At 63.2% G+C, this 26,474-nt stretch carries 31 protein-coding genes; 18 read left to right on the top strand and 13 right to left on the bottom strand.

Translation table 11 applies throughout. From position 1 onward, the window contains the following. The first annotated feature begins 218 nt into the window (after positions 1 to 218). From V1280_RS33625 to V1280_RS33575, 11 genes are all read left to right on the top strand, one after another. On the top strand, positions 219 to 1,235 hold the full coding sequence (locus V1280_RS33625; protein WP_334534700.1) for a TRAP transporter substrate-binding protein: 1,017 nt from the start codon (positions 219 to 221) through the stop codon (positions 1,233 to 1,235). Between the two features lie 75 nt (positions 1,236 to 1,310). Then, positions 1,311 to 1,820: a TRAP transporter small permease gene (locus tag V1280_RS33620; RefSeq protein ID WP_148771261.1), complete on the top strand. Its 510-nt coding sequence runs from the start codon at positions 1,311 to 1,313 to the stop codon at positions 1,818 to 1,820. 2 nt (positions 1,821 to 1,822) lie between these two features. After that, positions 1,823 to 3,142 carry a TRAP transporter large permease gene (locus tag V1280_RS33615; protein ID WP_334534698.1) on the top strand — a complete coding sequence of 440 codons (1,320 nt, stop codon included), beginning with the start codon at positions 1,823 to 1,825 and terminating at the stop codon, positions 3,140 to 3,142. An 11-nt stretch (positions 3,143 to 3,153) separates the two neighbouring features. Next, positions 3,154 to 3,615: a DUF3237 domain-containing protein gene (locus V1280_RS33610; protein WP_334534696.1), complete on the top strand. Its 462-nt coding sequence runs from the start codon at positions 3,154 to 3,156 to the stop codon at positions 3,613 to 3,615. 44 nt (positions 3,616 to 3,659) lie between these two features. Next, a complete protein-coding gene (locus tag V1280_RS33605; protein ID WP_334534694.1) occupies positions 3,660 to 3,848 on the top strand; it encodes a type II toxin-antitoxin system HicA family toxin in 189 nt (62 codons plus the stop codon). Between the two features lie 5 nt (positions 3,849 to 3,853). Then, complete coding sequence (locus tag V1280_RS33600) at positions 3,854 to 4,252, top strand: type II toxin-antitoxin system HicB family antitoxin (RefSeq protein WP_334534692.1); 399 nt, start codon at positions 3,854 to 3,856, stop codon at positions 4,250 to 4,252. Positions 4,253 to 4,360: 108 nt separating this feature from the next. After that, positions 4,361 to 5,170: a crotonase/enoyl-CoA hydratase family protein gene (locus V1280_RS33595; protein WP_334534690.1), complete on the top strand. Its 810-nt coding sequence runs from the start codon at positions 4,361 to 4,363 to the stop codon at positions 5,168 to 5,170. Continuing rightward, the gene (locus tag V1280_RS33590) at positions 5,167 to 7,050 is read left to right on the top strand and encodes a feruloyl-CoA synthase (RefSeq protein WP_334534688.1); all 1,884 of its coding nucleotides are present in this window, start codon (positions 5,167 to 5,169) and stop codon (positions 7,048 to 7,050) included. Before V1280_RS33595 ends, V1280_RS33590 begins: the two co-directional genes overlap by 4 nt. A gap of 25 nt (positions 7,051 to 7,075) precedes the next feature. Next, entirely contained in the window at positions 7,076 to 7,837 is a 762-nt protein-coding gene (locus V1280_RS33585; protein WP_334534686.1) for an SDR family NAD(P)-dependent oxidoreductase, read from the top strand. 22 nt (positions 7,838 to 7,859) lie between these two features. Further along, complete coding sequence (locus V1280_RS33580) at positions 7,860 to 8,279, top strand: acyl-CoA thioesterase (RefSeq protein WP_334534684.1); 420 nt, start codon at positions 7,860 to 7,862, stop codon at positions 8,277 to 8,279. A 90-nt stretch (positions 8,280 to 8,369) separates the two neighbouring features. Then, positions 8,370 to 9,521 (top strand): ABC transporter substrate-binding protein, encoded by a 1,152-nt coding sequence (locus V1280_RS33575; RefSeq protein WP_334534682.1) that lies wholly within the window; start codon positions 8,370 to 8,372, stop codon positions 9,519 to 9,521. A 79-nt stretch (positions 9,522 to 9,600) separates the two neighbouring features. Here the strand turns inward: V1280_RS33575 and V1280_RS33570 are convergent, their stop codons facing one another. Beyond that, entirely contained in the window at positions 9,601 to 10,329 is a 729-nt protein-coding gene (locus tag V1280_RS33570; RefSeq protein ID WP_334534680.1) for a glutathione S-transferase family protein, read from the bottom strand. Positions 10,330 to 10,367: 38 nt separating this feature from the next. After that, positions 10,368 to 10,643: a hypothetical protein gene (locus tag V1280_RS33565; protein WP_334534678.1), complete on the bottom strand. Its 276-nt coding sequence runs from the start codon at positions 10,641 to 10,643 to the stop codon at positions 10,368 to 10,370. A 112-nt stretch (positions 10,644 to 10,755) separates the two neighbouring features. On the opposite strand from V1280_RS33565, the gene V1280_RS33560 reads away from it, so the two are divergent. Further along, entirely contained in the window at positions 10,756 to 11,454 is a 699-nt protein-coding gene (locus V1280_RS33560) for a helix-turn-helix transcriptional regulator (RefSeq protein ID WP_027530661.1), read from the top strand. Between the two features lie 18 nt (positions 11,455 to 11,472). After that, positions 11,473 to 11,796: a YkgJ family cysteine cluster protein gene (locus V1280_RS33555; protein ID WP_334534674.1), complete on the top strand. Its 324-nt coding sequence runs from the start codon at positions 11,473 to 11,475 to the stop codon at positions 11,794 to 11,796. Positions 11,797 to 11,876: 80 nt separating this feature from the next. On the opposite strand, the gene V1280_RS33550 is transcribed toward V1280_RS33555, so the two are convergent. Then, positions 11,877 to 12,275, bottom strand: a complete 399-nt coding sequence (locus tag V1280_RS33550; RefSeq protein ID WP_334534672.1) for a hypothetical protein — start codon at positions 12,273 to 12,275, stop codon at positions 11,877 to 11,879. 211 nt (positions 12,276 to 12,486) lie between these two features. After that, positions 12,487 to 12,834 (bottom strand): DUF3307 domain-containing protein, encoded by a 348-nt coding sequence (locus V1280_RS33545; RefSeq protein ID WP_334538481.1) that lies wholly within the window; start codon positions 12,832 to 12,834, stop codon positions 12,487 to 12,489. Between the two features lie 401 nt (positions 12,835 to 13,235). Here V1280_RS33545 and V1280_RS33540 point away from each other — a divergent pair, with 401 nt between their 5' ends. The 3 genes from V1280_RS33540 (at position 13,236) to V1280_RS33530 (ending at position 16,974) form a co-directional block, all read left to right on the top strand. Further along, positions 13,236 to 14,684: a TAXI family TRAP transporter solute-binding subunit gene (locus V1280_RS33540; protein ID WP_334534670.1), complete on the top strand. Its 1,449-nt coding sequence runs from the start codon at positions 13,236 to 13,238 to the stop codon at positions 14,682 to 14,684. Positions 14,685 to 15,066: 382 nt separating this feature from the next. Further along, positions 15,067 to 16,176 (top strand): cyclic nucleotide-gated ion channel, encoded by a 1,110-nt coding sequence (locus V1280_RS33535; RefSeq protein WP_334538480.1) that lies wholly within the window; start codon positions 15,067 to 15,069, stop codon positions 16,174 to 16,176. 12 nt (positions 16,177 to 16,188) lie between these two features. Beyond that, on the top strand, positions 16,189 to 16,974 hold the full coding sequence (locus tag V1280_RS33530; RefSeq protein ID WP_334534668.1) for an enoyl-CoA hydratase/isomerase family protein: 786 nt from the start codon (positions 16,189 to 16,191) through the stop codon (positions 16,972 to 16,974). 358 nt (positions 16,975 to 17,332) lie between these two features. Here V1280_RS33530 and V1280_RS33525 read toward each other — a convergent pair whose 3' ends face one another. Both V1280_RS33525 and V1280_RS33520 read right to left on the bottom strand, forming a co-directional pair. Then, positions 17,333 to 18,382 (bottom strand): IS110 family transposase, encoded by a 1,050-nt coding sequence (locus V1280_RS33525; RefSeq protein ID WP_334520477.1) that lies wholly within the window; start codon positions 18,380 to 18,382, stop codon positions 17,333 to 17,335. 202 nt (positions 18,383 to 18,584) lie between these two features. After that, complete coding sequence (locus tag V1280_RS33520) at positions 18,585 to 19,229, bottom strand: glutathione S-transferase family protein (protein WP_334534666.1); 645 nt, start codon at positions 19,227 to 19,229, stop codon at positions 18,585 to 18,587. An 86-nt stretch (positions 19,230 to 19,315) separates the two neighbouring features. Between V1280_RS33520 and V1280_RS33515 the strand changes: the two genes are divergently transcribed. Both V1280_RS33515 and V1280_RS33510 read left to right on the top strand, forming a co-directional pair. Continuing rightward, positions 19,316 to 20,296: a helix-turn-helix transcriptional regulator gene (locus tag V1280_RS33515; RefSeq protein WP_334534664.1), complete on the top strand. Its 981-nt coding sequence runs from the start codon at positions 19,316 to 19,318 to the stop codon at positions 20,294 to 20,296. Between the two features lie 137 nt (positions 20,297 to 20,433). After that, positions 20,434 to 20,670, top strand: a complete 237-nt coding sequence (locus V1280_RS33510; protein WP_148771245.1) for a hypothetical protein — start codon at positions 20,434 to 20,436, stop codon at positions 20,668 to 20,670. 57 nt (positions 20,671 to 20,727) lie between these two features. Here the strand turns inward: V1280_RS33510 and V1280_RS33505 are convergent, their stop codons facing one another. The 7 genes from V1280_RS33505 to V1280_RS33475 all read right to left on the bottom strand — a co-directional run bounded on the left by V1280_RS33505 (position 20,728) and on the right by V1280_RS33475 (position 26,471). Further along, positions 20,728 to 21,675 carry a fatty acid desaturase gene (locus tag V1280_RS33505; protein WP_334534661.1) on the bottom strand — a complete coding sequence of 316 codons (948 nt, stop codon included), beginning with the start codon at positions 21,673 to 21,675 and terminating at the stop codon, positions 20,728 to 20,730. A gap of 15 nt (positions 21,676 to 21,690) precedes the next feature. After that, positions 21,691 to 22,707 carry an alpha/beta fold hydrolase gene (locus tag V1280_RS33500; RefSeq protein ID WP_334534659.1) on the bottom strand — a complete coding sequence of 339 codons (1,017 nt, stop codon included), beginning with the start codon at positions 22,705 to 22,707 and terminating at the stop codon, positions 21,691 to 21,693. A 150-nt stretch (positions 22,708 to 22,857) separates the two neighbouring features. Then, positions 22,858 to 23,661, bottom strand: coding sequence for an MBL fold metallo-hydrolase (locus tag V1280_RS33495; protein ID WP_334534657.1), 804 nt, complete (start codon positions 23,659 to 23,661; stop codon positions 22,858 to 22,860). Positions 23,662 to 23,804: 143 nt separating this feature from the next. Continuing rightward, positions 23,805 to 24,266, bottom strand: a complete 462-nt coding sequence (locus tag V1280_RS33490; RefSeq protein WP_334534655.1) for a hypothetical protein — start codon at positions 24,264 to 24,266, stop codon at positions 23,805 to 23,807. 3 nt (positions 24,267 to 24,269) lie between these two features. After that, a complete protein-coding gene (locus tag V1280_RS33485; RefSeq protein ID WP_334534653.1) occupies positions 24,270 to 25,097 on the bottom strand; it encodes an FAD:protein FMN transferase in 828 nt (275 codons plus the stop codon). 3 nt (positions 25,098 to 25,100) lie between these two features. Beyond that, on the bottom strand, positions 25,101 to 25,541 hold the full coding sequence (locus tag V1280_RS33480; RefSeq protein WP_334534651.1) for an FMN-binding protein: 441 nt from the start codon (positions 25,539 to 25,541) through the stop codon (positions 25,101 to 25,103). Positions 25,542 to 25,550: 9 nt separating this feature from the next. After that, on the bottom strand, positions 25,551 to 26,471 hold the full coding sequence (locus V1280_RS33475; RefSeq protein ID WP_334534649.1) for a DUF6662 family protein: 921 nt from the start codon (positions 26,469 to 26,471) through the stop codon (positions 25,551 to 25,553). Positions 26,472 to 26,474: the final 3 nt, after the last annotated feature.

Below are 26,474 nucleotides of genomic sequence, written 5' to 3'. Positions count from 1 at the left end.
GCGGTCGTCCGCGCGCGATAATTATAACATATAACGGTTGGGCAAAAGGGGAGTGCTCGTCGCCGCATCGCGACAAATCCATGCAACATGGCTGACATAGGTGACGCGGCGGCACGCCGCGGCAGTTCCGGCTTGAACGCGCCAGCCAATTAGATAACATGTTAACTAACGAGACCGGGCCATCGAAGCCCGTCGTCACAAAGAGGGAGACACGACCGATGAGGAAAGCCTGTCTGGCTTTGCTGCTGGCAGCAAGCGTGACGCCTGCGTTCGCGCAGGACAAGACTTTTGACCTGAAGGTCTCGCATTGGGTGCCGGCGTCGCATCCGCTGCAAAAATCTCTGGAAGACTGGGTGGCCGCGGTGAACAAGGATTCCGGCGGCACCATCACCGGCAAGGTGTTTCCGGCCCAGCAGCTCGGCAAGGCTTTTGACCATTACGACATGGCGCGCGACGGCATCGCCGACGTCACCTATGTTAATCCCGGCTACCAGCCCGGCCGCTTCCCGATCATCGGCGCCGGCGAATTGCCGTTCCTGATCTCCGATGCCAAAGGCGGCTCGATGGGGCTGGATGCCTGGTACCGCAAATATGCCGAGAAGGAGATGAAGGACGTCAAATATTGTCTCGCCTTCGTCCACTCGCCCTCCTCCTTTCACGCCCGCACCAAGAAGATCGTGATGCCCGAGGACGTGAAGGGCATGAAGATCCGCCCGGCCCACGCCACCATGGCGAACTTCGTCACCGCCCTCGGCGGCACCAACGTGCAGTCCTCGGCACCTGAAGTGCGCGACATCATCGAGCGCGGCGTCGCCGACGGCGTCACCTTCCCCTGGGGCTCGCTGGTGCTGTTCGGCATCGACAAGGTGACGAAGTACCATATGGAAGCCCCGCTCTACACGACGACCTTCGTGTTCGTGATGAACAAGGAAAAGTACGATTCGATGTCCGACAAGCAGAAGGCCGCGATCGACAAGAACTGCTCGACCGAAATGGCCGGCGTGGTCGGCGAGCACTGGGGCAAGTTCGAGGATGCCGGCGTCGACAAGGTGAAGGCGGAAGAAGGCCACGAGGTCTACAAGCTGACACCGGACCAGACCGCCGCCTGGAAGAAGGCAGCCGAGCCGCTGGTCAAGACCTGGGGTGATGGCGCCAAGAAGGCCGGCGCCGATCCCGACGCCGCGCTGGCGGATCTGAAGGTGTCGCTGAAGAAATACAACGCGCTGGCGGAATAGTTTTCACTGAAACAGAAGCGGCGGCGGGAATTCTCCCGCCCGCGTTCTCCTGCAAACTTTGAGGACCTTCCGCCCATGAAGCGCTCCTGGATGGACCGCGTCATCGACTCGATCGAATGGATCGCCGCTGCCTTCGTCGGCATCGTCGCGCTCGACATTTTCCTGTCGGTGCTGCTGCGCAACACGCTGAACTATTCGATTCCCGATAGCTTCGACATCGGCCGCATGCTGCTCGGCATTCTCATTTTCTGGGGCATTGCCGCGACCTCGTATCGCGGCACGCACATCACGGTCGACCTGGTCTGGGGCAATGTCGGGCCGCGCTACCAACGCTGGATCGACGTGTTCGCAACCCTGGTGCTGCTGTTCGTCGTCACCGTGCAGACCTGGACGCTGTTCGACAAGGTGCGTGGCACCTACAAGGACAACGTCCAGACCTTTGACATGCACATGCCGACCTGGCCGTTCTTCGCCATCGCCTGGATCGGCGACGTCTCGGCCGTGCTGCTGATCGCGATCCGCACTTACCGCCTGATCTTCCATCCCGAAGACATGCACGATCCCAAGCTGAAGGCGACGGAGTAATCATGAGCACCGATGCCGTCGCCGTTATCGGCTTCGTTTCCCTGTTCGCACTGATGCTGCTGCGCGTGCCCGTCGGCATGGCGATGGGGCTCGTCGGCGTCTCCGGCTTCTCCTATCTGGTTGGCGCAACGCCGGCGCTGAAGCTGGTCGGCCAGACCTCGATGCGCACGGTCACCGACTACACCTTCGGCGTCATCCCGATGTTTCTGCTGATGGGCTCCTTCGTCAGCAATTCCGGCATGAGCCGCGAGCTGTTCCGCGCCGCCAACGGCTTTGTCGGGCACTTGCGCGGCGGCCTCGGCATTGCCACCGTCGGCGCCTGCGGCGGCTTTGCCGCGATCTGCGGCTCCTCGGTCGCGACCGCGGCGACCTTCTCCGCGGTCGCCTACCCCGAGATGCGTCGCTTCGGCTATCCGCAGTCCTTTGCCACCGGCGTGATCGCGGCCGGCGGCACGCTGGGTGCGATGCTGCCGCCCTCCACCGTGCTTGCTGTCTACGGTATCATCACCGAGCAGGACATCGGAAAACTCTTCGTCGCCGGTATCATCCCGGGCCTGCTGGCGATGACCATGTACATGATCACGATCTTCCTGATCGGCTATTTCCGCCCAGACTTCCTGCCCAAGGGCAAGGTGCTGCCCTGGCGCGAGCGCTTTGCCGGCCTGAAGGATATCTGGGCGCCGGTGCTGCTGTTCGTGTTCGTGATCGGCGGCCTCTACGGCCTGCCCTACCTGCCCCGCTTCACGCCGACCGAGGCCGGCGGCGTCGGCGCTGCCGGCGCCTTCATCATCGGCGTGGTCACGGGCCGGCTCGACCGCGAGAAGATCCTGGCTTCGCTGCTCCAGGCAACGCGCACGGCAGCAGCCGTGTTCACCGTACTGATCGGTGCGCTGATCTTCGGCTATTTCCTCACGGTGACGCAGACGCCGCAGAAGGTGACGGAATTCCTCACCGGTCTGGGCTTGGGCCCTTACGGCGTACTGGCTCTGATCATGATGATGTATCTCGTGCTCGGCTGCCTGATGGATGCCATGGCGATGATCATCCTGACCGTGCCGATCATCTTCCCGGTCATCACGCATCTCGGCTTCGATCCGATCTGGTTCGGCGTCATCATCGTCATGACCGTCGAGCTTGGCCTGATCCATCCGCCGGTCGGCATGAACGTCTTTGTCATCAAGAGCGTGGTGAAGGACGTCTCGTTCTCCACCATTTTCAAGGGCGTGATCCCGTTCGTGGCGACCGACCTGGTGCGTCTGGTGATTTTGATCGCGTTCCCGTTGCTGGCGACCTGGTTGCCGACGCGAATGATGGCCCATTGAAGGGTGAAGCGATGACCACACCGACGCTCGAGACAAAATACGTCTTCACCATCACCGCAAAAATCGGCGACGTCATCACCGCCGGCGAAACCGGCATCGGCGTCCGCCGCATCATTCCGATCATCGGCGGCGAGGTGAAGGGTGCGATATCAGGCAAGGTGCTGCCGTTCGGCGCCGACTTCCAGACCATCCGTCCCAACGAGCTAATCGATCTCGAAGCCAAATACGCCTTCGAGACCGGCGACGGCGCCGTCGTCTATGTCGAGAACAAGGGCATGCGCTTCGGCCCTGTCGAGCTCTTGCAAAAGCCCAAGCGCGGCGAGCCGGTCGATCCCAAACTGATCTATTTCCGCACCGTGCCAAAATTCGAGACCGGGCACGAAAAATATCGCTGGCTGATGGAGCACATCTTTGTCGGCTCAGCGGCGCGGCATGCGGACCGGGTGGTGATCGACGTGCATCAGGTGGCGTGAGCCGTTCCTTGACAAATGCATTCCGATGTGTATAAATACACACCATGAATAGCCGAGAGATTATCTCGGCCCTTCAAAGCGATGGCTGGGTCCAGGTGGCTCAAAAAGGCAGCCATGTCCAGTTCAAGCACCCGACGAAGACGGGCCGCGTCACCGTCCCTCATCCGAAGCGGGACATTCCGCTCGGGACGCTGAAGAGTATCGAAAAGCAATCAGGCCTGAAGCTGAGGTGAGCGCCATGCGTCATTACATCGGTCTGATCCATAAGGATGCCGACAGCGATTTCGGCGTTTCGTTTCCGGATCTGCCAGGCGTCGTGACCGCAGGCACCACGCTCGACGAAGCGCGCGACATGGCCGAACAAGCGCTGGCGCTTCATCTTGAGGGCCTGGCAGAAGATGGAGAAGCGATTCCAGAGCCTTCGTCGCTCGAGGACATCATGTCGGATCCGGAGAATCGCTCGGGCGTTGCTATTCTGGTTTCGGTGAAGAACGACCAGCCAAAAATCGTGCGCGTCAATGTCACCCTGCCCGGTGATGTCCTTGAGCAGATCGACAAATACGCCGAGACGCACGGGTACACCCGTTCCGGCCTGCTCGCTCAAGCCGCCAAGAAGATGATTACGGAAACGGCCTGAGCCGTTCTCGCACACCGGCGCAGCCCCTCGCACACATCATCGCGAAGGGCCCTATATTGACTCCTCCAGAATTCGTTATACAACATAACTATTCTGATAAGGACGCAAATGACACAGGGAAACGCCGAGACCGCTGACGCGGGCGCCTCCGGGCTGCTGAGGATCGAGCGGGTGGACCGAGTTCTGACCGTGGGTCTGAACCGGCCGGCCAAGCGCAATGCGCTCAACGACGGCATCATCCTGGACATCGGCGAATGCTTTGCGTCCCTGCCCGAGGACATCGGCGCGGTCGTCATTCACGGCATCGGCGATCATTTCTCCAGCGGGCTCGACCTCTCCGAACTTCAGGATCACGACGCCACGGGCGGACTCCTCCATTCTCAAATGTGGCACCGGGTGTTCGACCGCATCCAGTACAGCCGCGTGCCCGTGATCGCGGCGCTGAAGGGCGCCGTGATCGGCGGCGGGCTGGAGCTTGCCTGCTCCGCCCACATTCGCGTCGCCGAGCCCACGGCCTATTTCGCGCTGCCTGAGGGGCAGCGCGGTATCTTCGTCGGCGGCGGCGGCTCGGTGCGGCTGCCGCGGCTGATCGGCGTCGCGCGCATGATGGACATGATGTTGACGGGTCGCGTCTATTCCGCGACCGAGGGCGCGTCCTACGGCTTTGCGCAATATGTCACCGAAGCCGGCAACGGCCTCACCAAGGCGCTGGAGCTTGCGACCAAGATCGCGTCCAACGCGCCGCTGACGAATTTCGCTGTGCTCCAGGCACTGCCGATGATCGCGGAGGCCAATCCGCAAACCGGCTTGCTGATGGAATCGCTGATGGCCACCGTCGCGCAGAGTGACAAAGAGGCAAAACGCAGGATCCGCGAATTCCTCGAGCACAAGACCGCCAAGGTAAAGCCGAAGTCATGAGTGCGAAGCCGTCCTCTTCCAGCACAGAGCGCGGCGCGAGCAATTCTCCGCTGCGGCCGATCTCGTTTGGCGATCCCGTCGTCGACATCGAGCGTCGCGCCGATGGCACGATCTATTTGCGGCCGAAGCAGCCGCTCGGCGACTATCCCGTCCGCATCACCGACCGCCTGCATCACTGGGCGACGACGACGCCGGATCGCGTGTTCATGGCGGAGCGCGAAGGCGGTCGCGGCTGGCGCAAGATCACCTACGCCGAGCTGCTCACCGCGAGCCGCCACATCGCCTCTGCGCTGATCCAGCGCGGCCTGTCGGCGGAGCGGCCGGTCGTCATCCTCTCCGGCAATTCGATCGACCATGCGCTGCTCGCGTTCGGTGCGTTCTATGCCGGCATTCCGTTCTGTCCGGTATCACCGGCCTATTCGCTGGTGTCGAAGGATTACGGCAAGCTCTCTTACCTGATGAAGCTGCTGACGCCCGGCCTGGTCTTCGCCGAGGACGCCGACAAATTCGCGGACGCGCTCGCCGCCAATGTGTCGCTCGGCACCGAGATCGCAGCATCTTTCGGCAGCGTGCCCGGCCGCGGCGTTACCTTGCTCGCCGACCTCATGGCAACGCCGATCCGCAGCGACCTCGACGCGGTACATGGCAAGATCGGCCCCGACACGATCGCAAAATTCCTGCTGACGTCGGGTTCGACCGGCAATCCCAAGGCCGTCATCAACACCCAGCGCATGATCTGCGCCAACCAGGTGATGCTGCGCGAGACGCTCGCCTTCCTCAAGGACGAGCCGCCGGTCATCATCGACTGGCTGCCCTGGAATCATACCTTCGGCGGCAACCACAATATCGGGCTGACGCTCTACAACGGCGGCTCGATGTATCTCGACGCCGGCAAGCCGATGCCGGGCGGCATCGAGGAGACCGTGCGCAATCTCCAGGAGATTTCGCCGACGGTCTATTTCAACGTGCCCAAGGGCTACGAGTCGCTGCTGCCTTATTTGCGCGACGACCAGGGTCTTCGTGCAAGGTTCTTCGACCGGCTGCATGCGATGTTCTTCTCGGGTGCGGCGCTGTCGCCCTTCATCTGGAACAGTCTCGACGAACTCGCGGTGAAAGAAAAAGGCTATCGCGTGCCGATGCTGACCGGCCTCGGCGCAACCGAGACCGCGCCGTTCTTCATGTCGGTCAATCCGCGCACCAGCCGCTCTGGCCATGTCGGCCTTCCCGTATCGGGCAACGACGCCAAGCTGATGCCGAACAACGGCAAGATGGAAGTTCGTGCCAAGGGCCCGAACGTGATGCCCGGCTACTGGCGCCAACCCGACATCACCGCAAAATCCTTCGACGAGGAAGGCTTCTACAAGCTCGGCGATGCGCTCAAACCCGTTGACCCAGATGATTTCAACGCCGGTTTCGATTTCGACGGCCGCGTCAGCGAGGATTTCAAGCTCGCGAGCGGCACCTGGGTCAGCGTCGGCCCGCTGCGCGCGCGTTTCGTCGCGGCCTGCGCGCCGCTGGTGCGCGACGTCGTCATTGCCGGCATCAATCGCGACGAGGTCTCCGCACTGGTGCTGCTCGATCTCGACGGCTGCCGGCTGATCAACCCGACGCTGCCGGCCGACAACCTCACCGTCACCGCGCGGGACCGACTGGTGCGCGAAGCCTTCCGCGAGCGCCTGACGCAGTTCCTTGCCTCAGCCACCGGCTCCTCGACGCGGATCACGCGCGCGATCCTCGTGGATATGCCGCTTTCGATCGACAAGGGCGAGGTCACCGACAAGGGCTCGATCAACCAGCGCGCGGTGCTGGAGCATCGCGGCGCGTTGATCGAGGAGCTCTATGCTGCCAATCCATCGGACCGTGTGATATCGGTCGGCTAAGAAATCATCGCCAAAGGAGAACGCCATGTTGTTGAAAGATCAGGCAGCCATCGTCACCGGCGGCGCATCGGGACTGGGCGCCGCCACCGCGCGAAAGCTGGCGGCACAGGGCGCCAGGGTCGCGGTGTGCGATCTCAATACCAAGCTCGCGGAGACCGTTGCCGCCGAAATCAAGGGCGTGGCCGTCACCTGCGACGTCTCCGACGCCGCTTCCGCTGAAGCCGCGATCGCGCAGGCCACCAAGGCGCACGGCCCGGCGCGTGTTCTCGTCAACTGCGCCGGCATCGGCGTTGCCAAACGCGTCGTCGGCCGCGACGGGCCCATGGCGCTTGCCGATTTCGACAAGGTGATCAAGGTCAACCTCATCGGCACCTTCAACATGCTGCGCCTCGCCGCAACCGAGATGTCCAGGCTCGAGCCGCAGGCGACCGGCGAGCGCGGCGTCATCATCAACACCGCTTCGGTTGCCGCCTATGACGGCCAGATCGGCCAGTCGGCCTATTCGGCCTCGAAGGGCGGCATCGTCGGCATGACGCTGCCGATCGCGCGCGAGCTGGCGCAATTCGGCGTTCGCGTGCTGACGATCGCGCCCGGCCTGTTCCTGACGCCCCTGCTAGCCAATCTGCCGCAGGAAGCCCAGGATTCGCTTGCCGCCGCAATCCCGTTCCCGCGCCGGCTCGGCCACGCCGACGAGTTCGCCGCGCTCGCGCTGCACATGGTCGAGAATTCGTACCTGAACGGCGAGGTGGTGCGCCTCGACGGCTCGCTGCGCATGGCGCCGAAGTAACTTCTTAGAGTAAGAGCCCCGCATGTTCGTGAATCGGCGCGACGTCCAGATCCAGTGGGGCGATTGCGACCCCGCCAACATCGTCTACTACCCGCGCTATTTCGCGATGTTCGACGATTCGACGTCGACCCTGTTCGAGGTCGCCGGGTTCTCCAAGCAGGACCTGGTCCGCAAATACGGCCTGGTGGGCATCCCCATGGTCGACACGCGGGCCAAGTTCTACATCCCCTCGACCTATGGCGACTGGATCACCATCGAGACGAAGATCGAGAGCATCAAGCGCTCGAGCTTCGAGGTGAAGCACAACGTCTACAAGGGCGAGGCGCTCGCCCTCGAAGGTTTTGAGACCCGCGTCCTGGTCGGCCGCGATCCCGTTAACCCCGACAAGCTGAAATCGGCACCGTTTCCGCCGGAAATGGTAGCGAAATTCGCAGGGAGTTAGATCCGGAGCTAAATCGCCACATCACCAAAAGACGGGGCTGAAATAGCCCCGAATTTCTGCTTTCAAAGAAACACGAAAAGGGAGGAATCAATGAAACGCTTTTACCTGACCGCTGCCGTCGCGGCGGCCACGCTGGCGCTGCCGGCCTTGCCCGCGCTGGCCCAGACCGCTGAGATTACCATCGGCATCACCACCACAACGACCGGCCCGGGCGCGGCGCTCGGAATCCCCGAGCGCAACGCGTTGGAATTCGTGCCGAAGGAGATCGGCGGCGTGCCGCTGAAGGTGATCGTGCTCGACGACGGCGGCGATCCCACCACCGCAACCACCAACGCCCGGCGCTTCGTGACCGAATCCAAGGCGGACGTCATCATGGGCTCGGCGGTGACGCCGCCGACGATTGCGGTGTCGAACGTCGCCAACGAGGCCGGCATTCCGCATTTCGGCCTCTCGCCGTTCCCGATCACACCGGAGCGCATGAAGTGGTCGGTCGCGATGCCGCAGCCGATTCCGATCATGGGCAAGGTGCTCTACGAGCACATGAAGTCGAAGGGCGTGAAGACGGTCGGCTATATCGGCTATTCCGACTCCTATGGCGACCTCTGGTTCAATGACTTCAAGGCCCAGGGTGTACCGATGGGCATGACTTTGGCTGACGAGGAGCGCTTCGCGCGTCCGGACACCTCCGTCACGGGCCAGGTGCTGAAGCTCGTCGCCGCCAATCCCGACGCGATCCTGGTCGGCGCCTCCGGCACCGCCGCCGCCCTGCCGCAGACCGAGCTGCGCGAGCGCGGCTATCAGGGCCTGATCTACCAGACCCATGGTGCCGCCAGCATGGATTTCATCCGCATCGCCGGCAAGGCAGCCGAAGGTGTGCTGATGGCGTCGGGCCCGGTTATGGACCCCGAGGATCAGCCGGACGAAGCCGCGACCAAGAAGCCGGGCCTTGCGCTCAACACGGCCTATGAAGGCAAGTACGGGCCGAACAGCCGCAGCCAGTTCGCCGGCCATTCCTACGACGCCTTCGAGATCCTCAAGCGCGTGATCCCTGTGGCATTGAAGACGGCAAAACCCGGCACGCCGGAATTCCGCGAGGCGATCCGCCAGGCGCTGCTGTCGGAGCGGGAGATTGCGGCGAGCCAGGGCGTCTATAACTTCACCGAAAAGGACCGCTACGGTCTCGACGACCGCTCGCGCATCCTGCTCACGGTCAAGGACGGCAAGTACACGCTCGTGAAGTAAGCGCGCCGACAGTTTCCAGAACAACGAGAGCCGGCCCAATGGGCCGGCTCTTTTGTTTTACGCTACCCGCGTGATGGCGTCAGGCCGCCTGTCGCAGCGGCGTCCAGGCAAACTCCGGATAGTAGGTGTCCATCATCCGGTCGACATAGGCGGTGAGGTTCGGAAATCCTTCCGCGCGCTCGCGCAGACGGGATTCGAAGAACGGTGTGAGAATTCCGGCGAGCGCGCCGAACGCGGTCGCGTCGACCCCACTGGGCTTGTTGCCCATCAGATAGGATTTGTCGCCGAGCTGCACCGACAGCGCAAACAGCGAGCGGACCGCGAGCTCGACATCGTCATCGGGAGCGTGGCGGCCGAGGCCGGAGAGCAGATAGTTCTCGGCGACGCGGAATTGCGCGTCCTCACGCAGCTTCTCGCGGCTGTGCTCGGGCGCCCCGTCGAAAAAATGCGCAGGGCCCTTGGCGAAATTGGCAGCATCGACCCAGCGCGCGCCGACCAGCGACCAATAGACGTGGTGCTCGATCATGCGCTCGAACGCCCAGGCCTGGGCGCGTTCGTGCAGGGAAAGGCCGGCGTCGAAATCGAAGCCGTAGCGGCGCTCGATATGGGCGCGGATGAAGGTGGAATCGGCCACCGCCTCGCCGCCGTCATCGATGAAAGGCAGCTGCCCCTTGGGCGAAGCCGGCGGCATCGCGCGCTCCTTCCGGTAGGGCAGTCCCGCCATCTTGAGCTGCACCTCCGTCTTGGTGACGAAGGGGCTGATTTCCGGCAGGCCGAAGCCGGTGCCAAAGCCGTAAAGCGTGATCATGGGAGCTCTCCTGAACCTGCCGAAAGAGTTGACGGAACCTAGTGCCGGGCTGCTGCCACCATGGTGGCAGCAGCCGTGATATCTTCTGCGAAACGGGCCCCCCGCCAGGCGCGGCCCATCAGATGGCGGACCAGCGCGTCCGCAGCCTGGACCAGCGAGCGTGTCAGCATGGTCGCGAGCGCAACGCGGAGGTCGACGACGGTGAGATCGAAAAATGTGAGGCGGCTGAAGACCCGGGCATACAGCGAGGCATGTAACGAGGCCTGGCTTCGCCACAACGGACCGGCCGGACCGAAATGGGTTGGGATGATCATGGACAAATCCTCTTCAGTCGATGTGTTGTCCCGGTATAGAACTCCCCTGCTGCCAGCATCCTGTCAGCAGCCACGCGCCGTTTTCTGATCCGTCGCCGATGAAGGAATTGTCATGAGACGCGCCGACCGGCTGTTTCAGATCATCCAGGTGCTGAGGCGCACCCGTAAGCCGCTGACGGCGGATGCGATTGCGGCCGAGCTCGAGACGTCGAAGCGAACGATCTATCGCGACATCGCAACGCTGATGGGCCAGCGCGTGCCGATCCGCGGTGAAGCCGGCATGGGCTACATCCTCGAGAAGGGCTTTGACCTGCCGCCCTTGATGCTGACACCCGACGAGATCGAGGCGGCGGTGCTGGGCGCGCAATGGGTCGCGGGCCATGCTGATTCCACGCTGGCGCGCGCGGCGGAAGATCTGATGGCCAAGATCGCCGACACTGTGCCCGAGCGCCTGCGCCCCTTCGTGCTGGAGCCCGCAAGCCGTGCGCGGCCGAGCTGGAACAGGGAGCCGGACCGTCTGGACATGGCGCGCACGCGCACCCAGATTCACGAGGGCAAAAAGATCATGCTGCGTTATCGCGACGAGCAAGGCCGCCCCAGCGAGCGCATGATCTGGCCGATCTCGGTCGGCTATCTCGAAGCCGTGCGCCTGCTCGCGGCATGGTGCGAGCTGCGCAGCGATTTTCGCAGCTTCCGCACCGACCGTGTCGTGGATGCGACCTATCTCGACGAAAGATATCCGGAGCGGCGTGACGTGTTGCGCGCGAAATGGCGGCAGAGCCTGGTCTGGGGCCCGCCAAAGGATACCTGATAAGGATACATAACGACGATGGATGAGACGTCCGCGATCGACCTGTCGATCTTTTGCCAGAGCTGCGGCGCCTGCTGCGGCTACTCGCAAAACTGGCCGCGCTTCTCGATCGAGAGCGACGAGGAGCTTGCTGCGATTCCTGAGGCGCTAGTCAACGCGCGTCAATCCGGCATGCGCTGCGAGGGCGATCGCTGTTCAGCACTGCAGGGAGAGATCGGCAAGGCGACCGCGTGCGGCATCTATGCGGTACGGCCGGAGGTATGCCGCACCTGCATGCCGGGCGACGCCGAATGCGCGATGGCGCGGCGAAAGTTCGGGCTGCCTGCGATCGCTAGCGCATGATCCGGAAAAGTGTGCAGCGGTTTTCCGGCGCGACAAACGCAAAGCGTTTGCGCGGAGATCATGCGCCAACGAAAAGCCGCTTAAGCGGGGACGGCTTCGCTGATCTCGTCGTCGATCTCGTCGTCCAGCGGTGCGAGCACCGAGAGCGGCTTGGTCGACAGCGTGATCGGCTTGCGGCCACCCGCCAGCGACGGGGACGATTTGGCAGCGCCCTCGCGCGACAGCGCGTAGAGCGTCGAGCCGACACGGCCGCCGTTCTCGATCAGGTCGCGCTCGCTGCAACCGGCTGCGATCGCGACGGCCAGCGAATGAAGATGGCTGCGGCGATAGCAGAATAGCGCCAGCATGGCGCGCGCGTCAGGGGAAACACTCTCAACCAGCCTCGGCAGGCCACTCTCGCTGGCGCGATACATCTCGCCAAGGAGCTCGTCGCGAACCGGGCAGAAATCGCTTTCATAGGCGTCGCGGCTTGAAAACATTGCAGTTCTCCTCGAAGCCGAAGATGCAGCGCAATTCTCTAATGAAAGGTTAACCACCCCGGGCGGTAGTCACCCGGGGTGGCTGCGCGTGGGCCGCGAATCAGAGGGCCGGGCCAAGGCTCGTAAAGGCTCGTAAAGAGCTGCGTAGCCTGGATAGAGCGGAGCGCAATCCGGGCTACGAAATCGGCCGCCGCGCCCCGGGGCCACTACCTCAGTTCGCCGCCATGAAGATAGAGAGGCCGAAGCCGGTCAGGTGGTGCAGCGCCTGGTCGACGCCGATCAGGGTCCAGAACCAGGGGTGCTCCTGGTTGACGCCGAAATTGGCCGAGACCAGTCCCTTGGCGCGGTCGATCGTGATGTGAATGACGAAGTCGATCAGCGCCACGAACCAAAATTTCGGCGCGACGATCAGGATCAGCAGCAGCGCAACTGCAAGGTGAATCAGGCAGTGCACCAGAAGCGGCAAAGCCCAGCCGTGCTTCTGGTCCTTGCCTTGCGCCATCCAGGCGGTCTGCAGCACGAAATCGGCGATGATGTGCTTGAAGGTAAGCAACAACATCCAGCCAATGAGCGCTTCGACCGGAACCGCCGATGACAGAGGTGGAAACGACAAAGCTGACGCCCTCGTTGACTTAAAAAGAAAAATGGAGCGTTCAGCGCAACTTCTTGTTGGACCCGTCAGAACATCGGGACCGCTGATTTATGACATCTCCCGCGACGGAATGCAGCCGGGGGAACTGGAAAATCGCCAACTGTGGCTAAACGGTGATAGCATGACCAAACGACGCGGATCGGTTGGGTAAGGTTACCTTCGGCGCGGAATTTGCATTCTTTCGCTGGAGCGCTATCATCCTCAGGTAGAGGAATATCGTTCTTTTTTCAGACGCTTACGATTTTTTCGAGCGTGCCGCCGGCAATGGCCGTGCCGCCCGCCACCCTAGGAATAAGGCCAGTGCTGCCATGAGTGCTGAAGGCCCGACCTCGTCGACCGAGCTTCCGCCGCCACGGCGTCCCAAGGTGATCAAGACCAACCAGCAGCAGGTCCTGCTGTATGTCGTGCTGACCCTGCTCTTGTCGCTCGCCACCGTCTGGGCCGGGCGCGCCTGGTTGCACAATTCGGAGACGCTGACCTTTGCCGTCGGCGCTCCCAACAGCGACGAAGCACTGTTCGCCACCAAGCTCGCCACACTGCTGAAGAACAACGCCTCGCGTTTCCGGATCAAGATCGTCAACAACGCCGACAACGCCAAGGCGCTCGCCCAGTTCGATCGCAGGCAGGCCGATCTTGCCGTCCTGCGCACCGACGCCAAGGTACCGCTGCGGGCGCGGACGCTCGCGATCCTCGAGCACGATCTCGTGCTGCTGCTCGGCCCCGGCAACAAGAAGATCAAGTCGCTCGCCGAGCTCAAGAAGAAGAAGGTCGCCGTTCTCGCCGAGAACGAGTCGTCCCTCGCCTTCGTGCGCAGCATCCTCGACATTCCCGCCGACAGCCCCGACGCCGCGAAGATCCAGATGGCGCCGCAGGGCGCGACGCTGGACAAGCTGTTCGCGCCGGCCAGCGGCTTTGGCGCGGTGATTGCCGTCGTCCACGCCTCCAAGGCCGTGCGCGACAAGGCTTATGAGCAGGTCGCCAAGCGCAGCGGCTTCACGCTCAATGCAATCGACGAGGCCAAGGCGCTGGCGCGTAAATTCCCAGGCATTTCCGACGAGACGCTGACAGCCGGCACGCTGTCCGCGTCACCCGAGATTCCCGACGACGATCTCGACACGATCGGGCTTGAATGGCTCTTGGTTGCACAATCCAAGATGTCGGCGACCACCGCCGGCGACCTCGCGCGCATCGTCTACGAGAACAAGTCCGCGCTCGGGCTCGACAGCGGCTTTGCCACCCATATCGAACCCGCCTCCGTCGAGAAGGACGCCTACGTGATGGCGCATCAGGGCGCCGCCGACTACATCAACGACGACACCAAGTCGTTCATGGATAAGTACAGCGACATGATGTATCTGGGCGCCGCTGCGCTCAGCGTCATCGGCTCGATCTTCGCGGCGATCTACGCCAAGATCACCCGCGTCGCGCCGGAGAAGGCGAGCCAGCTCTCCACCGCCATCCTCGATATCGGCGAGCGGATCGAGCACGCCCATTCGCTGGATCAGCTCGAATGCCTGCAGGACGAGCTCGAGGGCATCTTGCGCGGCGCGGTGATCGGCTTGCGTGACGGCACGATCAGTACCGACGGGCTCGATACCTTCAAGCTCGGCTACGAATTCGTCCGCGACGAGATCGGGATGCGCCGCGACTACCTCAAGCGCCACGCCAGCGAGATCGAAAAGGCGACCATCCCTGCCGCCCTTCCCCCGCCCGAAGACAGCAACGTGGTGGTGGTGAAGACAGCTCAGAGTGCCTGACCTATCGATTCGCGCCTGGATGTCGGGTGCTCGCCTGCTTTTGGCGAATCGTGGCCTGCCGCCCCTGGAACCGTTTCCCGGCCGCAACCGTTGGCTCTCGGAGGCGACCCGATCCCAACGGAAGGTTATGTGGCCCTGGCGCTGGGAGCGGGATTCGCCGTGGTCGTCGGCGTCGGCCTCATGATGCTGCTGTTTCTGAGCAGCCGCCGCGGCTATGACGAACCTCCACATTTCAAATAGTCAGCAAGCCCGGTCCGCGCCCTGATCCGGACGGATGGTCCGGCTGCCCGCCCCGTCGTTGACGGCTCCGGTGCGGGCGGGCACTTTGGCGCCCAAGTCCCAGCCCGGGACCGCGAGCACCAAGATCGAGCCGCCATTCCGCATGTCCAAGCCGATGTTTCCCGCTCTGGCCCAATTCGTGGCCGCCACCGCCGGCCGCAACATGACCAAGGCGGCCTATGTGGCCGTAACCGTCGGCGTGGTCAGCATGGTGCTGCTGACGCTCGATCCGGCATACGCGGCGGCCCATCGCTGGGTCGATTTCCTGCTGTGGGCCTGTCTCGTCTATTTCGTGTTCGAATGGCTGGTCCGGCTGCGCCACATGGCGCGGCAGGGGCGGCTGGGCCTCTATATGTCCTCCTCCGCCGGGCTGGTCGACGCCTTGGGGGCGCTGGCCGTGCCGGTCGCCCTGATCCTCGGCGCCGAGCCCAAGACCGCCTGGCTGCTGAGCGTGCTCTGGGTGCTGAAGGTGGTGCCGGGCATTCCCGGCCTGCGCCAGCTCCGCCGTGTGCTGGTGCTGGAATCGGGGCCGCTGCTCAGCGTGCTCGTGATCTTCCTGATGGTGGTTTTCCTGGCCTCTGTCGCCGAATATTTTCTGGAGCGGGACGTGCAGCCGCAGACGTTTGGCAGCGTCCCTGCCGCGCTGTGGTGGGCGGTCGTCACGCTGACTACGACAGGCTATGGCGATGTCGTGCCGGTCACGCCGCTCGGCCGCATGGTCGCGGCGCTGGTGATGATCTCCGGCCTCGGCGTGTTCGGCCTCTGGACCGGTATTCTGGCGACCGGATTCGCGGCGGAGACGCGGCGCGACAATTTCCTCAAGACCTGGGAATCCGTCAGCAAGGTGCCGTTCTTCGCGGCGCTCGGGCCCGCAGCCATCGCCGATGTCACCCACATGCTGCGCACCATGGAGCTGCCGGCGCGCACCATGATCATCCGCAAGGGCGCGCAGGGCGACTGCATGTATTTCATCGCCGCGGGCGCGGTCGAGGTCGACCTCCCCGGCAAGAAGGTTCAGCTCGGCGAGGGAGCCTTCTTCGGCGAGATGGCGTTGCTCGGCAACAACATGCGCGGCGCCAATGTCTCGACCACGAAAGTGTCGCGGCTGCTGGTGCTCGACCTCGTCGACTTCCGCGTGCTGATGGCGCGGCACCCAGACCTCGCCGAGACGATCGACGCCGAAGCGAAGCGCCGCACGCTCGAAAACAAGTAAATGGAGACAAGAATGTCGGACACAGCCGACGCGGCCAGCGGCCCCGTGCTCGAAATCGATGGTGCACGCGCCACCATCCGCTTGAACCGGCCCAAGCATCTCAACCGGCTTCAGGCGGAGGATCTCGGCGAACTGGTCAAGCTGTTCGACCGGGTCGAGGCCGATCCTGATATCCGCGTGCTGGTCCTGACCGGCACGGGACGCGCCTTCTCCGCAGGCTACGATCTCAATTCGGTCGCCGAGCGAGCAGCGAGCGCCAACGCGCAACAGAGCGCGGGCTCGGCGTTCGAAGTCGTCGTCAACCGGCTGGAGGACCTCGGCGTGCCGACGATCTGCCGGCTCAATGGCGGCGTCTATGGCGGCTCAACCGACCTCGCGCTGGCCTGCGATTTCCGCATCGGCGTCGACACCGCCGAGATGTTCATGCCGGCGGCGCGACTCGGGCTGCACTATTACAGGAGCGGCATCAAACGCTACGTGACGCGGCTCGGCGTCGACAACGCCAAGAAGCTGTTTCTCACTGCACAGAAGATCAGTGCGCCGGAGATGCTGCGGATCGGCTATCTCACCGCCATGGTGCCGGTGGAAACACTCGACGAGGAAGTCGACAAGCTCGCCAACATCCTCGCCGGAAACGCGCCGCAGGCCATGCGCGGTATGAAGCGCGCCATCAACGAATTCGCCCGCGGCGAGCTGGATGAGGCCGCCGCCGATCAGCGCCACCGCGACAGCATGCGCGGCGACGAGATCAAGGAAGGCATCAAGGCGTTTGCGGAGAAGAGAGCGCCGCGGTTTTGAGTGCTTGGCCAGGAGTACGAGGGCAGCATCTCACGCTCCGCTGTCGTCCCGGACAAGCGCAGCGAAGCGGAGCGCAGATCCGGGACCCATATGTGGACGGCCCCCGTGGCACAAGAGCTTTGTGATGTTTGATCGGATCGCTTGCATCCATATGTCCGGCCTATTGATGCGGCTTGTCGGAGGACCGCTGGCCAAGATGGTTTTCGCGACACGAGTTCCAATCAACCACGCGACCTTGTTCGGCCAATGGGTCCCACGGATTTACTCGCATCTCGAACGATCGATCGCACCATCTCCTCTGCTCTTGCAGCTCCGGTTCGGCCGGTGGGCTAACCCGCCGGCCGGCCGAATCTCTCGATCACACGGCGGCGGCCGTTTGGGCCTCGGTTCGCGCCTCACGCCGCGCGCTGTCGTAGTGTTCTCCCGTCGTCATCAGCTTCCAGGCGATGCGGGCCATCTTGTTGGCTAGCGCCACCGCCGCCAGCTTCGGTGTCTTGCGCTTCAAAAGCTCGATCAGCCAGCTCGGCCCACGAGCTTTCGATTTGGCTATCTTGACCACCGAGGTTGCTCCAACCACCAGCAGCTGACGCAAGGTCTCATCGCCTGCACGGGTTATCTTGCCGAGCCTGGTCTTTCCCGCGGTGGAATGGTCCTTTGGGGTCAGGCCGAGCCAGGCGGCAAACAGCCGCCCCGAGCGGAAGGCATGTGGATCGGGCGCCTTCATCACCAGCGCTGCGGCGGTGACCGGACCAATCCCCGGGATCTGCGCCAGGCGCCGGCTCATGGCATCGGCACGGTGCCAGGAGAGAAGCTTAGCCTCGATGGCCTTCAGCTCGCCCTGCACCTGCTCATATTGGCGGGCAAGCATTGCAAACAGCTCCCGGGCCAGCGCCGGCACGCCTTTGTCCTGCCCGATCGCTGTCAGGAACGCGGCGAGCTTGTCCAGCCCCTTGGCCGCGATCAGACCGAACTCCGCCGCATGCCCGCGGATCATGTTGGAGAGTTGCGTGCGACGTGCGACCAATTGCTCTCGGACGCCCAGCAGCATCAGCGCGGCCTGCTGCTCGGCCGTCTTCACCGGCACATACCGCATCCGCGGCCGGCTTGCGGCCTCGCACAGCCCGTCCGCATCGCGCCCGTCGTTCTTGTTGCGCGGTATATAGGGCTTCACCAGCTGCGGTGCGATCAGCTTGACCGTGTGTCCCAGCTTGCCAAGCTCTCGCGCCAGGTGATGAGCCGCCCCGCAGGCCTCGATCACCACCACCGTCGGCGGCAGCTTGGCAAAGAAATCCAGCATCGCCTTGCGGCTAAGCCGCTTGCGCAACACGACCTGCTCAGACGCATCAACGCCATGCAGCTGAAAAATATACTTCGACGTATCCATCCCAATGCGGATAATCTGGTTCACGGACGGCTCCTGTGAATGAGTTTCTGACAACCTCATTCTGGCACACTGATGCCGTAGGGGGCCGTCCACACCATCAACCACAGGGAGTGGTTATGGATGAGGCTGGCAACTCCGAGTCTTCGCCAAACACAACCCTGTGATTATGGGTCCCGGGTTCGCGCTTCGCACGCCCCGGGACGACAGCGGAGATTGGGGTTTGCCCTCACCCACCCGCAGCCGCAGCATGCTGCGCCGCCATCTCGTCATCGACTGCGTTGATGCGCTGGAATGCCGGCCGCGAGGTCATGCGTTCGGCATAGCGGACGAAAACATCCTTCTTCGGCACGATACCGAACATCATAGTCCAGCTGAATGCAACACCCCACAGGATATCGGCAGCCGTCATCCGCTCGCCGAGCAGATACGGCCCCTTCGACAATTGCGTCTCGAGGTCGCCCAGCATGGTGTCGTAATCGGCGTAGGGCGACTGCGTGATCGGCGCAGGTTCGCGCTGCATGAACTTGTCGATCAGCGCGGGCTCGAAGGAGGAGCCGTAACAGGCGGTCCAGCGCAAATAGGGACCGCGCAGCGGATCGCTGAGCGCGGGCGTAAGGCCGGCCTGCGGAAACAGATCGGCGAGATAGATGGTGATCGCGACCTGCTCGGTCACCAACGCCTCGCCATGGCGGACCGCCGGCACCTTGCCGAGCGGATTGATGGCGAGATAGGGAGGCCTGCGCTGCTCGCCGGCCTTCATGTTGAGGACGTGAAGGTCGTAGGGCGCGCCGAGTTCCTCCAGCAACACGCGCGTGCCGGTGGCCCGGCTCTGCGGCGAATAATACAGCGTGATGCGGTTCGGAGCGGTCATGGCGGATCTCCTTGGGCCGGCTTGAGATGGACCCGCTTGTAGCCGACCATACCTGACATCCTGTGTCAGGTATGGTTTAAGACATCATGCGCGCGAGCCGGATGCTGTCGATCCTCACCACCCTCCAGGCCAAGGGACAGGTCACTGCGCCCGAGCTTGCGGAGGCCTGCGAGGTCTCGGTACGCACGATCTATCGCGACATCGACGCGCTCGCGGCCTCCGGCGTCCCTGTTTATGCCGACCGCGGCGCAGAGGGCGGCTATCGCCTGCTCGACGGCTATCGCGTGCGCCTCAACGGGCTGTCGCAGAGCGAAGCGGGCGCGCTGTTCCTGGCGGGATTGCCGGGCCCGGCGGCGGCGCTGGGGCTGGATGCCGCGATGATCGCCGCACAGAACAAGCTGATGGCGGCGCTGCCCGCGAACTTGCGCGAAGACGCCGGCCGGATGCAGCAGCGTTTTTACCTCGACGCGCCCGGTTGGTTCGGCGAGACGGACGAGCCAAAACATCTGCGTGCAATTGCGGGCGCGGCTCTGCGCGGGACACTCATCAAGATTCGCTACCGGAGCTGGCGCGCCGAGAAGCAGCGCCGTGTCGCCCCGCTCGGCCTCGTGCTGAAGGGCGGCAGCTGGTATCTCGCAGGCCAGGTCGACGGCAGCGTGCGTACCTATCGCATCGCGCGCGTGCTCGACTGCACGGCGCTCGACGACCGCTTCGATCGTCCCGCCAATTTCGATCTCGCCGCCTACTGGCAGGATGCGACGCTGCGGCTCGAGGCCGAGATGCACCCGAACATCGCGATCGTGCGGCTCTCGCCACTCGGCGCAAAACTGCTCGATGCGCTGAGCCAGCCTTACGTCAGGGCGCGCACAGAGATCGAAGAAACGATCGATGCCGACGGCTGGCGCATCGCAAGGGTGCCGACCGGGAAGACGTCGTGGCATGCCGCAGCCGAATTGCTGCGGCTCGGGTCCGAGGCCGAGGTGCCGGAGCCCGCCGATCTCCGCGAGAAGATGGCCGAGATGACGCAGGCGATGGCCGCGCGCTATCGCGCGGCGCGGAAAGCCTGACGACGGCGCACCTCGCCGCAACCGACGAAACAATCCTGAAGCACGATTCTCCCTCCTCCGTGTGAACGCAATCACGCTTCGGCCCGACCGAGAAGCAGGGACACAACAACGGCCTCGCGCCACACTGGAGAATGAAAATGTTTCGCAAGCTTGCTCTTGGCCTGATCGCCGCCGGTTCGCTCGGCGCTGCCGCCCTCGCGCCCACCGCTGCGTCGGCCCACGGCTTCCACCACTGGGGTCCCGGCTGGGGCTTCGGTTATGGCGGTCTCTACGTCAACACCGGCGTCAGCAACTGCTACCAGGAACGCGTCGTCCCGACCCGCCACGGCATGCGCGTTCGCGTCGTGAATGTCTGCGCTTACGGCATCTACTGATATCGTGCCGTCACGACAAAGCTCCGGTCGCACTGCGGCCGGAGCTTTGCTTTGAGCTTAAGCGCTCTTCCGATGCCGGCGAAACCAGGCCCAGGTCTCGCGCGTCGTTCTGATATAGCCGCGTCCGCGATAGACGATCTCGTCATCGACGATTCCGTTCAGCTTCGGTAGCGCGTGAAACGGGATCGAGGGATAGGCGTGGTGCTCGACGTGGTAGGGCATGTTCCACGCAATCCATTTGACGATCGCGCCGGTATAGGTCGTGCGGGTGTTCTGGAACGCGCTGCGGGTGCGCTCGCAGCCGGTGTGCTCGGCGTAGAGATAGGGGCGCAGGAAGAACTGCCCGATGATCAGCGGTACGATCCAGACCCACAGCAGTAGCGCGGACCAGAACCACAGCGACAATGCGAGCAACAGCGCGTAGGACGCGAAATAGACCCGCGCCTCAGTCACGATAGTGCCGCGCCTGTTCTCGGGAATCCAGGGTACGACCACCTTGCCGGTGATGGCATGGCCGAGCATCAGCCGGAGGCGGCCGGCAACCTGGACCAATCCGCTATAGGCGATCGCGAGTTGCGTATCGGATGTCGGTTTCACGCCGACGATCAGCTCCGGGTCCTTCTCCGGATCCTGGGTGTAGCGGTGATGGTCCCAGTGGAACAGGCAGTAATATTCGTATGGCAAGCCGATGATGAAGGCCGAGAGGTAGCCGACCGCAAGATTGAGGCCGCGACTCCTGAACGCGGTCTTGTGCGCCGTCTCATGCACCGCCATGAACAGGAAGGCGACGAGATAGCCCTGCACCGCCATCAGCGGCAGTGCCCAGAGCACGCCATAGCGCAACGACACCATCCAGATCGGCACGCCCACCAGCACGATCATGCCGTAATGACCGAGGCTTTGCGCCGCACCCCTGAGGTTCGAGCGCACCGATAGTTCACGCAGGATGGCCGGGCTCAGCGGCTTCAGGCGATGGCCGGGCTCAGAAACAGTCGCGTCAGTCATGATCGGATGCCTGCATTACTTGCTGAGAAGTGCTGCGATCTCGGCTTTGAGGAAGGCCTTGTCGCGCGGATTGTTGACGGGGTTGCCGGCGCGATGACCGTGCAGCGACGGGATCGGATGAAGCACGGCCGATTTCGCGTTGACCAGCTTGCCGAGCTCATCCCCGTTGTCGCGGACGTCGAAATAGCGATCGGTCGCGCCCGGCATCAGCAGCATGTGCGCCTTGATTGCTGCCAGCGCACGATCGAAATCGCCGTCGAATGCCGCGCAAGCGCTGATATCGCCGCGTTGCCAGATGCCGACCTGCGCCAAGAGATCATTGGCGTCGCGCCGGGCGAACGCCGCGTCCCAGGCGCGGACGAGATAGTCCTCCAGCGAGGTGAAACCGGCTTCGCGCCAGATCTCGTCGCGATAAAAACCGTGTGACATCGCCCAGCCGGCATAGACGCGCCCCATGGCGCGATAGCCGGCAACGGGCCTTTCGACGAAGCGACCATCGCGAAAGGCGGGATCGCCGGTCAGCGCCGCCTTCACGCTTTCGAGAAACACGTGATTGTAGGGCGCACAGCGCGCGCTGCCACAGACCACTGCGGCACGCTCGACCATATCAGGGCGCAGCGCCGCCCAGTGACAGGCCTGCATGCCGCCCATCGACCAGCCATAGACAAGCGCGAGCTTTGTGATGCCGAAGTGCTCGGTCAGCAGCCGATGCTGGGCGCCGATCGTGTCGTGATAGCTGACCTCAGGAAACGGCGCGGCGGTGTTCGACGGTGATGACGACAGGCCGTTGCAGAACAGGTTCGGGATGATGATGAAATAGCGCGTGGGGTCGAGCACGCCGTCGGGACCGATCAGCCACTCGGTGTCGAAATGCTGCGCACTGAACGAGGTCGGATAGAGGATGACATTGTCTTTGGCCGCATTCAGCGTGCCGTAGGTCTGGTAGGCAAGCTTCATCGCAGGAAAGACCGCACCGGATTGAAGCGCGACGTCGCCGGCCTCAAAGATCTCGTAGTCGCGCTGCCCGGTCATGCGTCCAATTCCCGCTCGCGTGGCCGCAGAACGCGCCCGCCGCAACAACGATGCATCGATCGTGCCGGACCAGCAAACGCATCATTGCGCCGCACTTAATAACTGTACGAATAGTACAGCTACTTGATGAAGGCAATGGAATTCCGACCGTCAGGCGATCGCCGCGATGTATCGCTCCACCGAAGCAGCGAAGGCGGCCTTCGCGCCGGAGGCGACGTTGCGGCCCCACCAGGCGCCATAGATGCGATCGAAGGCGAGCGGCTCGACGGCGGCCGCGATCCGCCGTACCGCGGCCGCGTTGAGCGGCATGTAGTTCGGATAGGAGTACATGAAGCTGAGGAAGCGGCGGTCCATCGTCACCTGCGCGATATCGCCGGCGAACAGCGCGCCCTTCCCGTCCGCACCGCGCGACCAATGCAGCATGGTGGCGCCGGCGAAGTGGCCGCCGGTGCGCAGGAGCAGCAGATCATCGGAGATACGATGGCTATCTCCGGTCCAATGCACGATCGAAGGATGCGGCCGCATCACCCATTGACGATCATCCGCATGCAGATAGACCGGAATGCCGCCGAACGCCTCGCTCCAGTCCGCGAACGCACCATAGAAGTGCGGATGCGAGATCGCGATCGCCTTCAGCCCGCCAAGCGAGCGGACACGCGCGACCGCCTCCGGCGTCGCCAGCGGGATACAATCCCACATCACGTAACCATCATCGAGCGGCAGCAACAGCGCACGCTGGCCGATGGCAAAGCTTGGGTCGAGCGCGATGCCGGTCAGGCCGAGATCGTCACGCCAGACGACGCCGTGGCGCTCCACCAGCGTTTCCCGCGTGAGGAAGGCTTGGCCCTTCCAGTTCACGAACTGCCGTTCATCTTCGCAGATGGGGCACACGGCCGGAGGATTTCCGCTGTTCGGGAATTGCGCGCCGCAGGTTTCGCAGGTCCAGAGAGGCATGGCTGAGTTCCTGATTGAGACCGCCGCAGGCATGAAATGACATTGCGGTCCCGCGATCACAAGTGCGGCGATCAGCGCAGGTTACTTTCTGGTTCGTGCCGGCGCAAATTGCGGTGATGCCCGTTGGTCCCGCCACCGGATACTCAGCGAGGCTCCGCCGCACGCCCCTTCGTGTCCTGAGCCATGGCAGGCTCGTCATGGGATGGGCGCGGCCTCACTCTCAGAAAAGCATGTGCGGGGAATAAGACCAGGCAACCGAATCCGAATGCGAGATGCGCCCACTTAGCGACGGCCTGTGTCTCTTCGCTGCCGTAGTACAGCATGAGCGCGGTGACGCTCAGGACGGCCATGATCACCGTCACAAGGATGCCGGTGACGATATTCCGTCTGCGCAGCCATCCCGCCCGGATATGCAGCGGCAGCAGCGAACCAACAGCCACCAGGAGCGCGTAAGAGGCGACACCATGCAGCATCAGCAGGAAGCAGGTGAGCTCGCTCCCATCTTCGGCCACGATATCATGCAGGACGAACCACAACAGACCCGATAGTCCGACCGCGGCGACTGCGAAGAAGACTGCCGTCTTTTGCCAGAACGCGAGACGCATGGATCAAGCTGCCCTGCCCTTGATTGCAGCCGGGGACGTGACAAAAGCCATGACCCCGAACTCCGCAAAGCAGCCGGCGTGGGGATCGCCGAGCTGGACCAGGACTTTCGTCATGGCGTCGGCGAGCAGGCAGGTCGGAGCGATGACCGAATAAGCCGCCCGATCGGAAGCAGATGCGAGCGATCCCGTTGATGCTTTGCCCTTGCGCAGCGTCGCGCTGGCAGCGGACGTTGCGATCGCGGCATTGCGCAGGAGACCGGCCTGGACGAGGTGTCGCTCGTCACCGGGGCAACGAATGAAGACGGGCTGCGGCGCTTCGCCCATCACCCGCATGTCGCCGCCGGCATTTACCAGCGCCTCTCGCACATCATACGAGCGCAACACAGCGATGGCGCGGTCAACGGCGAAGCCCTTGGCGATGCCGCCGAAATCGATGGCGATCCGCGCCGAGAGCCTGATCGTCCTGTCCGAAACGAACTCCACCGCCGAAAATGTCCCGCATTCGACGCGCTCGAGACCCAGCGAGGGCAACAGCCCGCGCTCTATCGCTTCATAGCCGACGACGCAGTCGAACAGGCCGTCAGTGGCCTCGTACAGGCAGCGGGCCTTGCGCAAAACCTTCATCGTCCAGGGATCGACGACCACCGGCGTCGATACCGCGTGGCGATTGAGGCGCGAGATGTCGCTCTGCGGATCGTGAAAGCTCATCAACCGATGTACACGCTCGATCGCCTCGAATGCGTGCGCGATAGCCCGCTCCAGCTCCGGATCGGCAAGACCATTGGCCTCGATCTCGACGAAGGTTCCCAGCAGCGGGCGCGCGCGCCTCATCGGTCACCCTTTCAGGCTTTGCAAGACTCGCTTCACGCCGTCGGTAATGTGCTTGGACGACAGCGTCGCACCGCTGATGTTCTTGATGTCGGCCCCGAGATCCAGCGGCGAGCTCGCGCTCTTGCCGACGAACTGGGCGCGCCACGAAGCGTCCCGCACCTCGTAACCATAGGATTCCCGATAGTCCATGATTTCGATCTGCTTCACCGTGCCGTTCGGATTGACGCCGACCGCCACCGTGATGAATTCGTGCTTGCCCACCACACGTTCCACGACGAAGTATCCGCCATTGGATGTCCGCCAGGTGTTCGGCTTGCCCGCGCTGGTGAACGAGGCGCCCGGGAAGATCGCCCGCTGCGCCTGCTCGACGCTGAAATAGGTCGTGGCATAGGCCGAGGTGCTGATCGCGGCAACAGGGAGCCACACCCAATGACTTGCTTTCATCGCATCACCTCAGAACGTGTAGCCGGCCTTGAACCGGAAGCGGAATCGCTCGAAGTCGTTGTCGAGCACGAGATGGTTCACGAGCGAACCAGGCACCGTATCGGTGTGAACGGTCGCCCACGGCATTTGCCAGAGCGCGGTCGCCGTAAAGAAGAAGTGTTCGCCGCCAAAATGGATGGTGGGGCCGAGATAGTAGCCGCTGTTCGACAAATGGCTGAAATCGAAGCTGTTGAATTCGCGTTCGTTGAGGAATTCAAATCCGGCGGACCAGTTCTCGATAAAGCGGTAGGAGACGCCGATCCCGAAATTGATGTCGGTCTCCTCCTGCCAGTTGAACACGGTCGGGTTGTCGTCGCTGGGGACGTTGCGATATTCCGGCGCGTAAGTGAAGTTCACCGCAATGGTCAGTAGATCGTCGAAGAAGTTCTTCTGCACGATGACCTTGTTTTCCAACTCGAAGAAGTTCTTGCCGATGGTCGGCTCGGTGTACAGCGCAAGGCCGATGCCGTCGGTATAAGGGCTGAGGATGCGGTAGATCAGTTCGCCCGAGACGCCGGTAAAGCGCTTGGCATTGAAGAAATCGTCCGCACCCGCGGTGTAGTCAGCGAATTGCTCGGGCGGTGTCGTCGCGTTGAAGGGGCCGTTGTGATAGGCCTGCGTCCAGGCATAGTTGAGGTAGATCGCGCCTTGCAGGTTGCTGGCGAGGCCGTACTCGTACTCGGTACGTCCCTCGATTTGATCGTAGGTTCCGCCGTTTTTCTGATGCCGCCAAGTCATCCATTGCTCGAGTTCGGACTTGCCCTGCGGCAGCAGATCGGTCGTGTAGACGAAGGCGAAAATCGATTCTTCGGCGGAGGCGACCGAGGCAGCCATCGCGAAGACCGTGGCAAGCGCGACGGCGCGGGCGACACGGCCCAAATATCCTGGCATCCG

The organism is Bradyrhizobium sp. AZCC 2230, assembly GCF_036924495.1.
Classification (GTDB): Bacteria; Pseudomonadota; Alphaproteobacteria; order Rhizobiales; family Xanthobacteraceae; genus Bradyrhizobium; species Bradyrhizobium rifense.
This window is presented reverse-complemented; position numbering and strand designations above follow the sequence as displayed.

Excerpts from the sequence above, each read along its gene's own strand:
- V1280_RS33475 (WP_334534649.1), bottom strand. The coding sequence starts at position 26,471 with ATGCCAGGATATTTGGGCCGTGTCGCCCGCGCCGTCGCGCTTGCCACG.
- V1280_RS33535 (WP_334538480.1), top strand. The coding sequence starts at position 15,067 with ATGTCCAAGCCGATGTTTCCCGCTCTGGCCCAATTCGTGGCCGCCACC.
- V1280_RS33595 (WP_334534690.1), top strand. The coding sequence starts at position 4,361 with ATGACACAGGGAAACGCCGAGACCGCTGACGCGGGCGCCTCCGGGCTG.
- V1280_RS33610 (WP_334534696.1), top strand. The coding sequence starts at position 3,154 with ATGACCACACCGACGCTCGAGACAAAATACGTCTTCACCATCACCGCA.
- V1280_RS33565 (WP_334534678.1), bottom strand. The coding sequence starts at position 10,643 with ATGATCATCCCAACCCATTTCGGTCCGGCCGGTCCGTTGTGGCGAAGC.
- V1280_RS33480 (WP_334534651.1), bottom strand. The coding sequence starts at position 25,541 with ATGAAAGCAAGTCATTGGGTGTGGCTCCCTGTTGCCGCGATCAGCACC.
- V1280_RS33495 (WP_334534657.1), bottom strand. The coding sequence starts at position 23,661 with ATGCCTCTCTGGACCTGCGAAACCTGCGGCGCGCAATTCCCGAACAGC.
- V1280_RS33605 (WP_334534694.1), top strand. The coding sequence starts at position 3,660 with ATGAATAGCCGAGAGATTATCTCGGCCCTTCAAAGCGATGGCTGGGTC.
- V1280_RS33540 (WP_334534670.1), top strand. The coding sequence starts at position 13,236 with ATGAGTGCTGAAGGCCCGACCTCGTCGACCGAGCTTCCGCCGCCACGG.
- V1280_RS33510 (WP_148771245.1), top strand. The coding sequence starts at position 20,434 with ATGTTTCGCAAGCTTGCTCTTGGCCTGATCGCCGCCGGTTCGCTCGGC.
- V1280_RS33590 (WP_334534688.1), top strand. The coding sequence starts at position 5,167 with ATGAGTGCGAAGCCGTCCTCTTCCAGCACAGAGCGCGGCGCGAGCAAT.
- V1280_RS33560 (WP_027530661.1), top strand. The coding sequence starts at position 10,756 with ATGAGACGCGCCGACCGGCTGTTTCAGATCATCCAGGTGCTGAGGCGC.
- V1280_RS33550 (WP_334534672.1), bottom strand. The coding sequence starts at position 12,275 with ATGTTTTCAAGCCGCGACGCCTATGAAAGCGATTTCTGCCCGGTTCGC.
- V1280_RS33515 (WP_334534664.1), top strand. The coding sequence starts at position 19,316 with ATGCGCGCGAGCCGGATGCTGTCGATCCTCACCACCCTCCAGGCCAAG.
- V1280_RS33520 (WP_334534666.1), bottom strand. The coding sequence starts at position 19,229 with ATGACCGCTCCGAACCGCATCACGCTGTATTATTCGCCGCAGAGCCGG.
- V1280_RS33500 (WP_334534659.1), bottom strand. The coding sequence starts at position 22,707 with ATGACCGGGCAGCGCGACTACGAGATCTTTGAGGCCGGCGACGTCGCG.
- V1280_RS33505 (WP_334534661.1), bottom strand. The coding sequence starts at position 21,675 with ATGACTGACGCGACTGTTTCTGAGCCCGGCCATCGCCTGAAGCCGCTG.
- V1280_RS33625 (WP_334534700.1), top strand. The coding sequence starts at position 219 with ATGAGGAAAGCCTGTCTGGCTTTGCTGCTGGCAGCAAGCGTGACGCCT.
- V1280_RS33490 (WP_334534655.1), bottom strand. The coding sequence starts at position 24,266 with ATGCGTCTCGCGTTCTGGCAAAAGACGGCAGTCTTCTTCGCAGTCGCC.
- V1280_RS33530 (WP_334534668.1), top strand. The coding sequence starts at position 16,189 with ATGTCGGACACAGCCGACGCGGCCAGCGGCCCCGTGCTCGAAATCGAT.
- V1280_RS33555 (WP_334534674.1), top strand. The coding sequence starts at position 11,473 with ATGGATGAGACGTCCGCGATCGACCTGTCGATCTTTTGCCAGAGCTGC.
- V1280_RS33585 (WP_334534686.1), top strand. The coding sequence starts at position 7,076 with ATGTTGTTGAAAGATCAGGCAGCCATCGTCACCGGCGGCGCATCGGGA.
- V1280_RS33615 (WP_334534698.1), top strand. The coding sequence starts at position 1,823 with ATGAGCACCGATGCCGTCGCCGTTATCGGCTTCGTTTCCCTGTTCGCA.
- V1280_RS33575 (WP_334534682.1), top strand. The coding sequence starts at position 8,370 with ATGAAACGCTTTTACCTGACCGCTGCCGTCGCGGCGGCCACGCTGGCG.
- V1280_RS33545 (WP_334538481.1), bottom strand. The coding sequence starts at position 12,834 with ATGTTGTTGCTTACCTTCAAGCACATCATCGCCGATTTCGTGCTGCAG.
- V1280_RS33580 (WP_334534684.1), top strand. The coding sequence starts at position 7,860 with ATGTTCGTGAATCGGCGCGACGTCCAGATCCAGTGGGGCGATTGCGAC.
- V1280_RS33570 (WP_334534680.1), bottom strand. The coding sequence starts at position 10,329 with ATGATCACGCTTTACGGCTTTGGCACCGGCTTCGGCCTGCCGGAAATC.
- V1280_RS33600 (WP_334534692.1), top strand. The coding sequence starts at position 3,854 with ATGCGTCATTACATCGGTCTGATCCATAAGGATGCCGACAGCGATTTC.
- V1280_RS33485 (WP_334534653.1), bottom strand. The coding sequence starts at position 25,097 with ATGAGGCGCGCGCGCCCGCTGCTGGGAACCTTCGTCGAGATCGAGGCC.
- V1280_RS33620 (WP_148771261.1), top strand. The coding sequence starts at position 1,311 with ATGAAGCGCTCCTGGATGGACCGCGTCATCGACTCGATCGAATGGATC.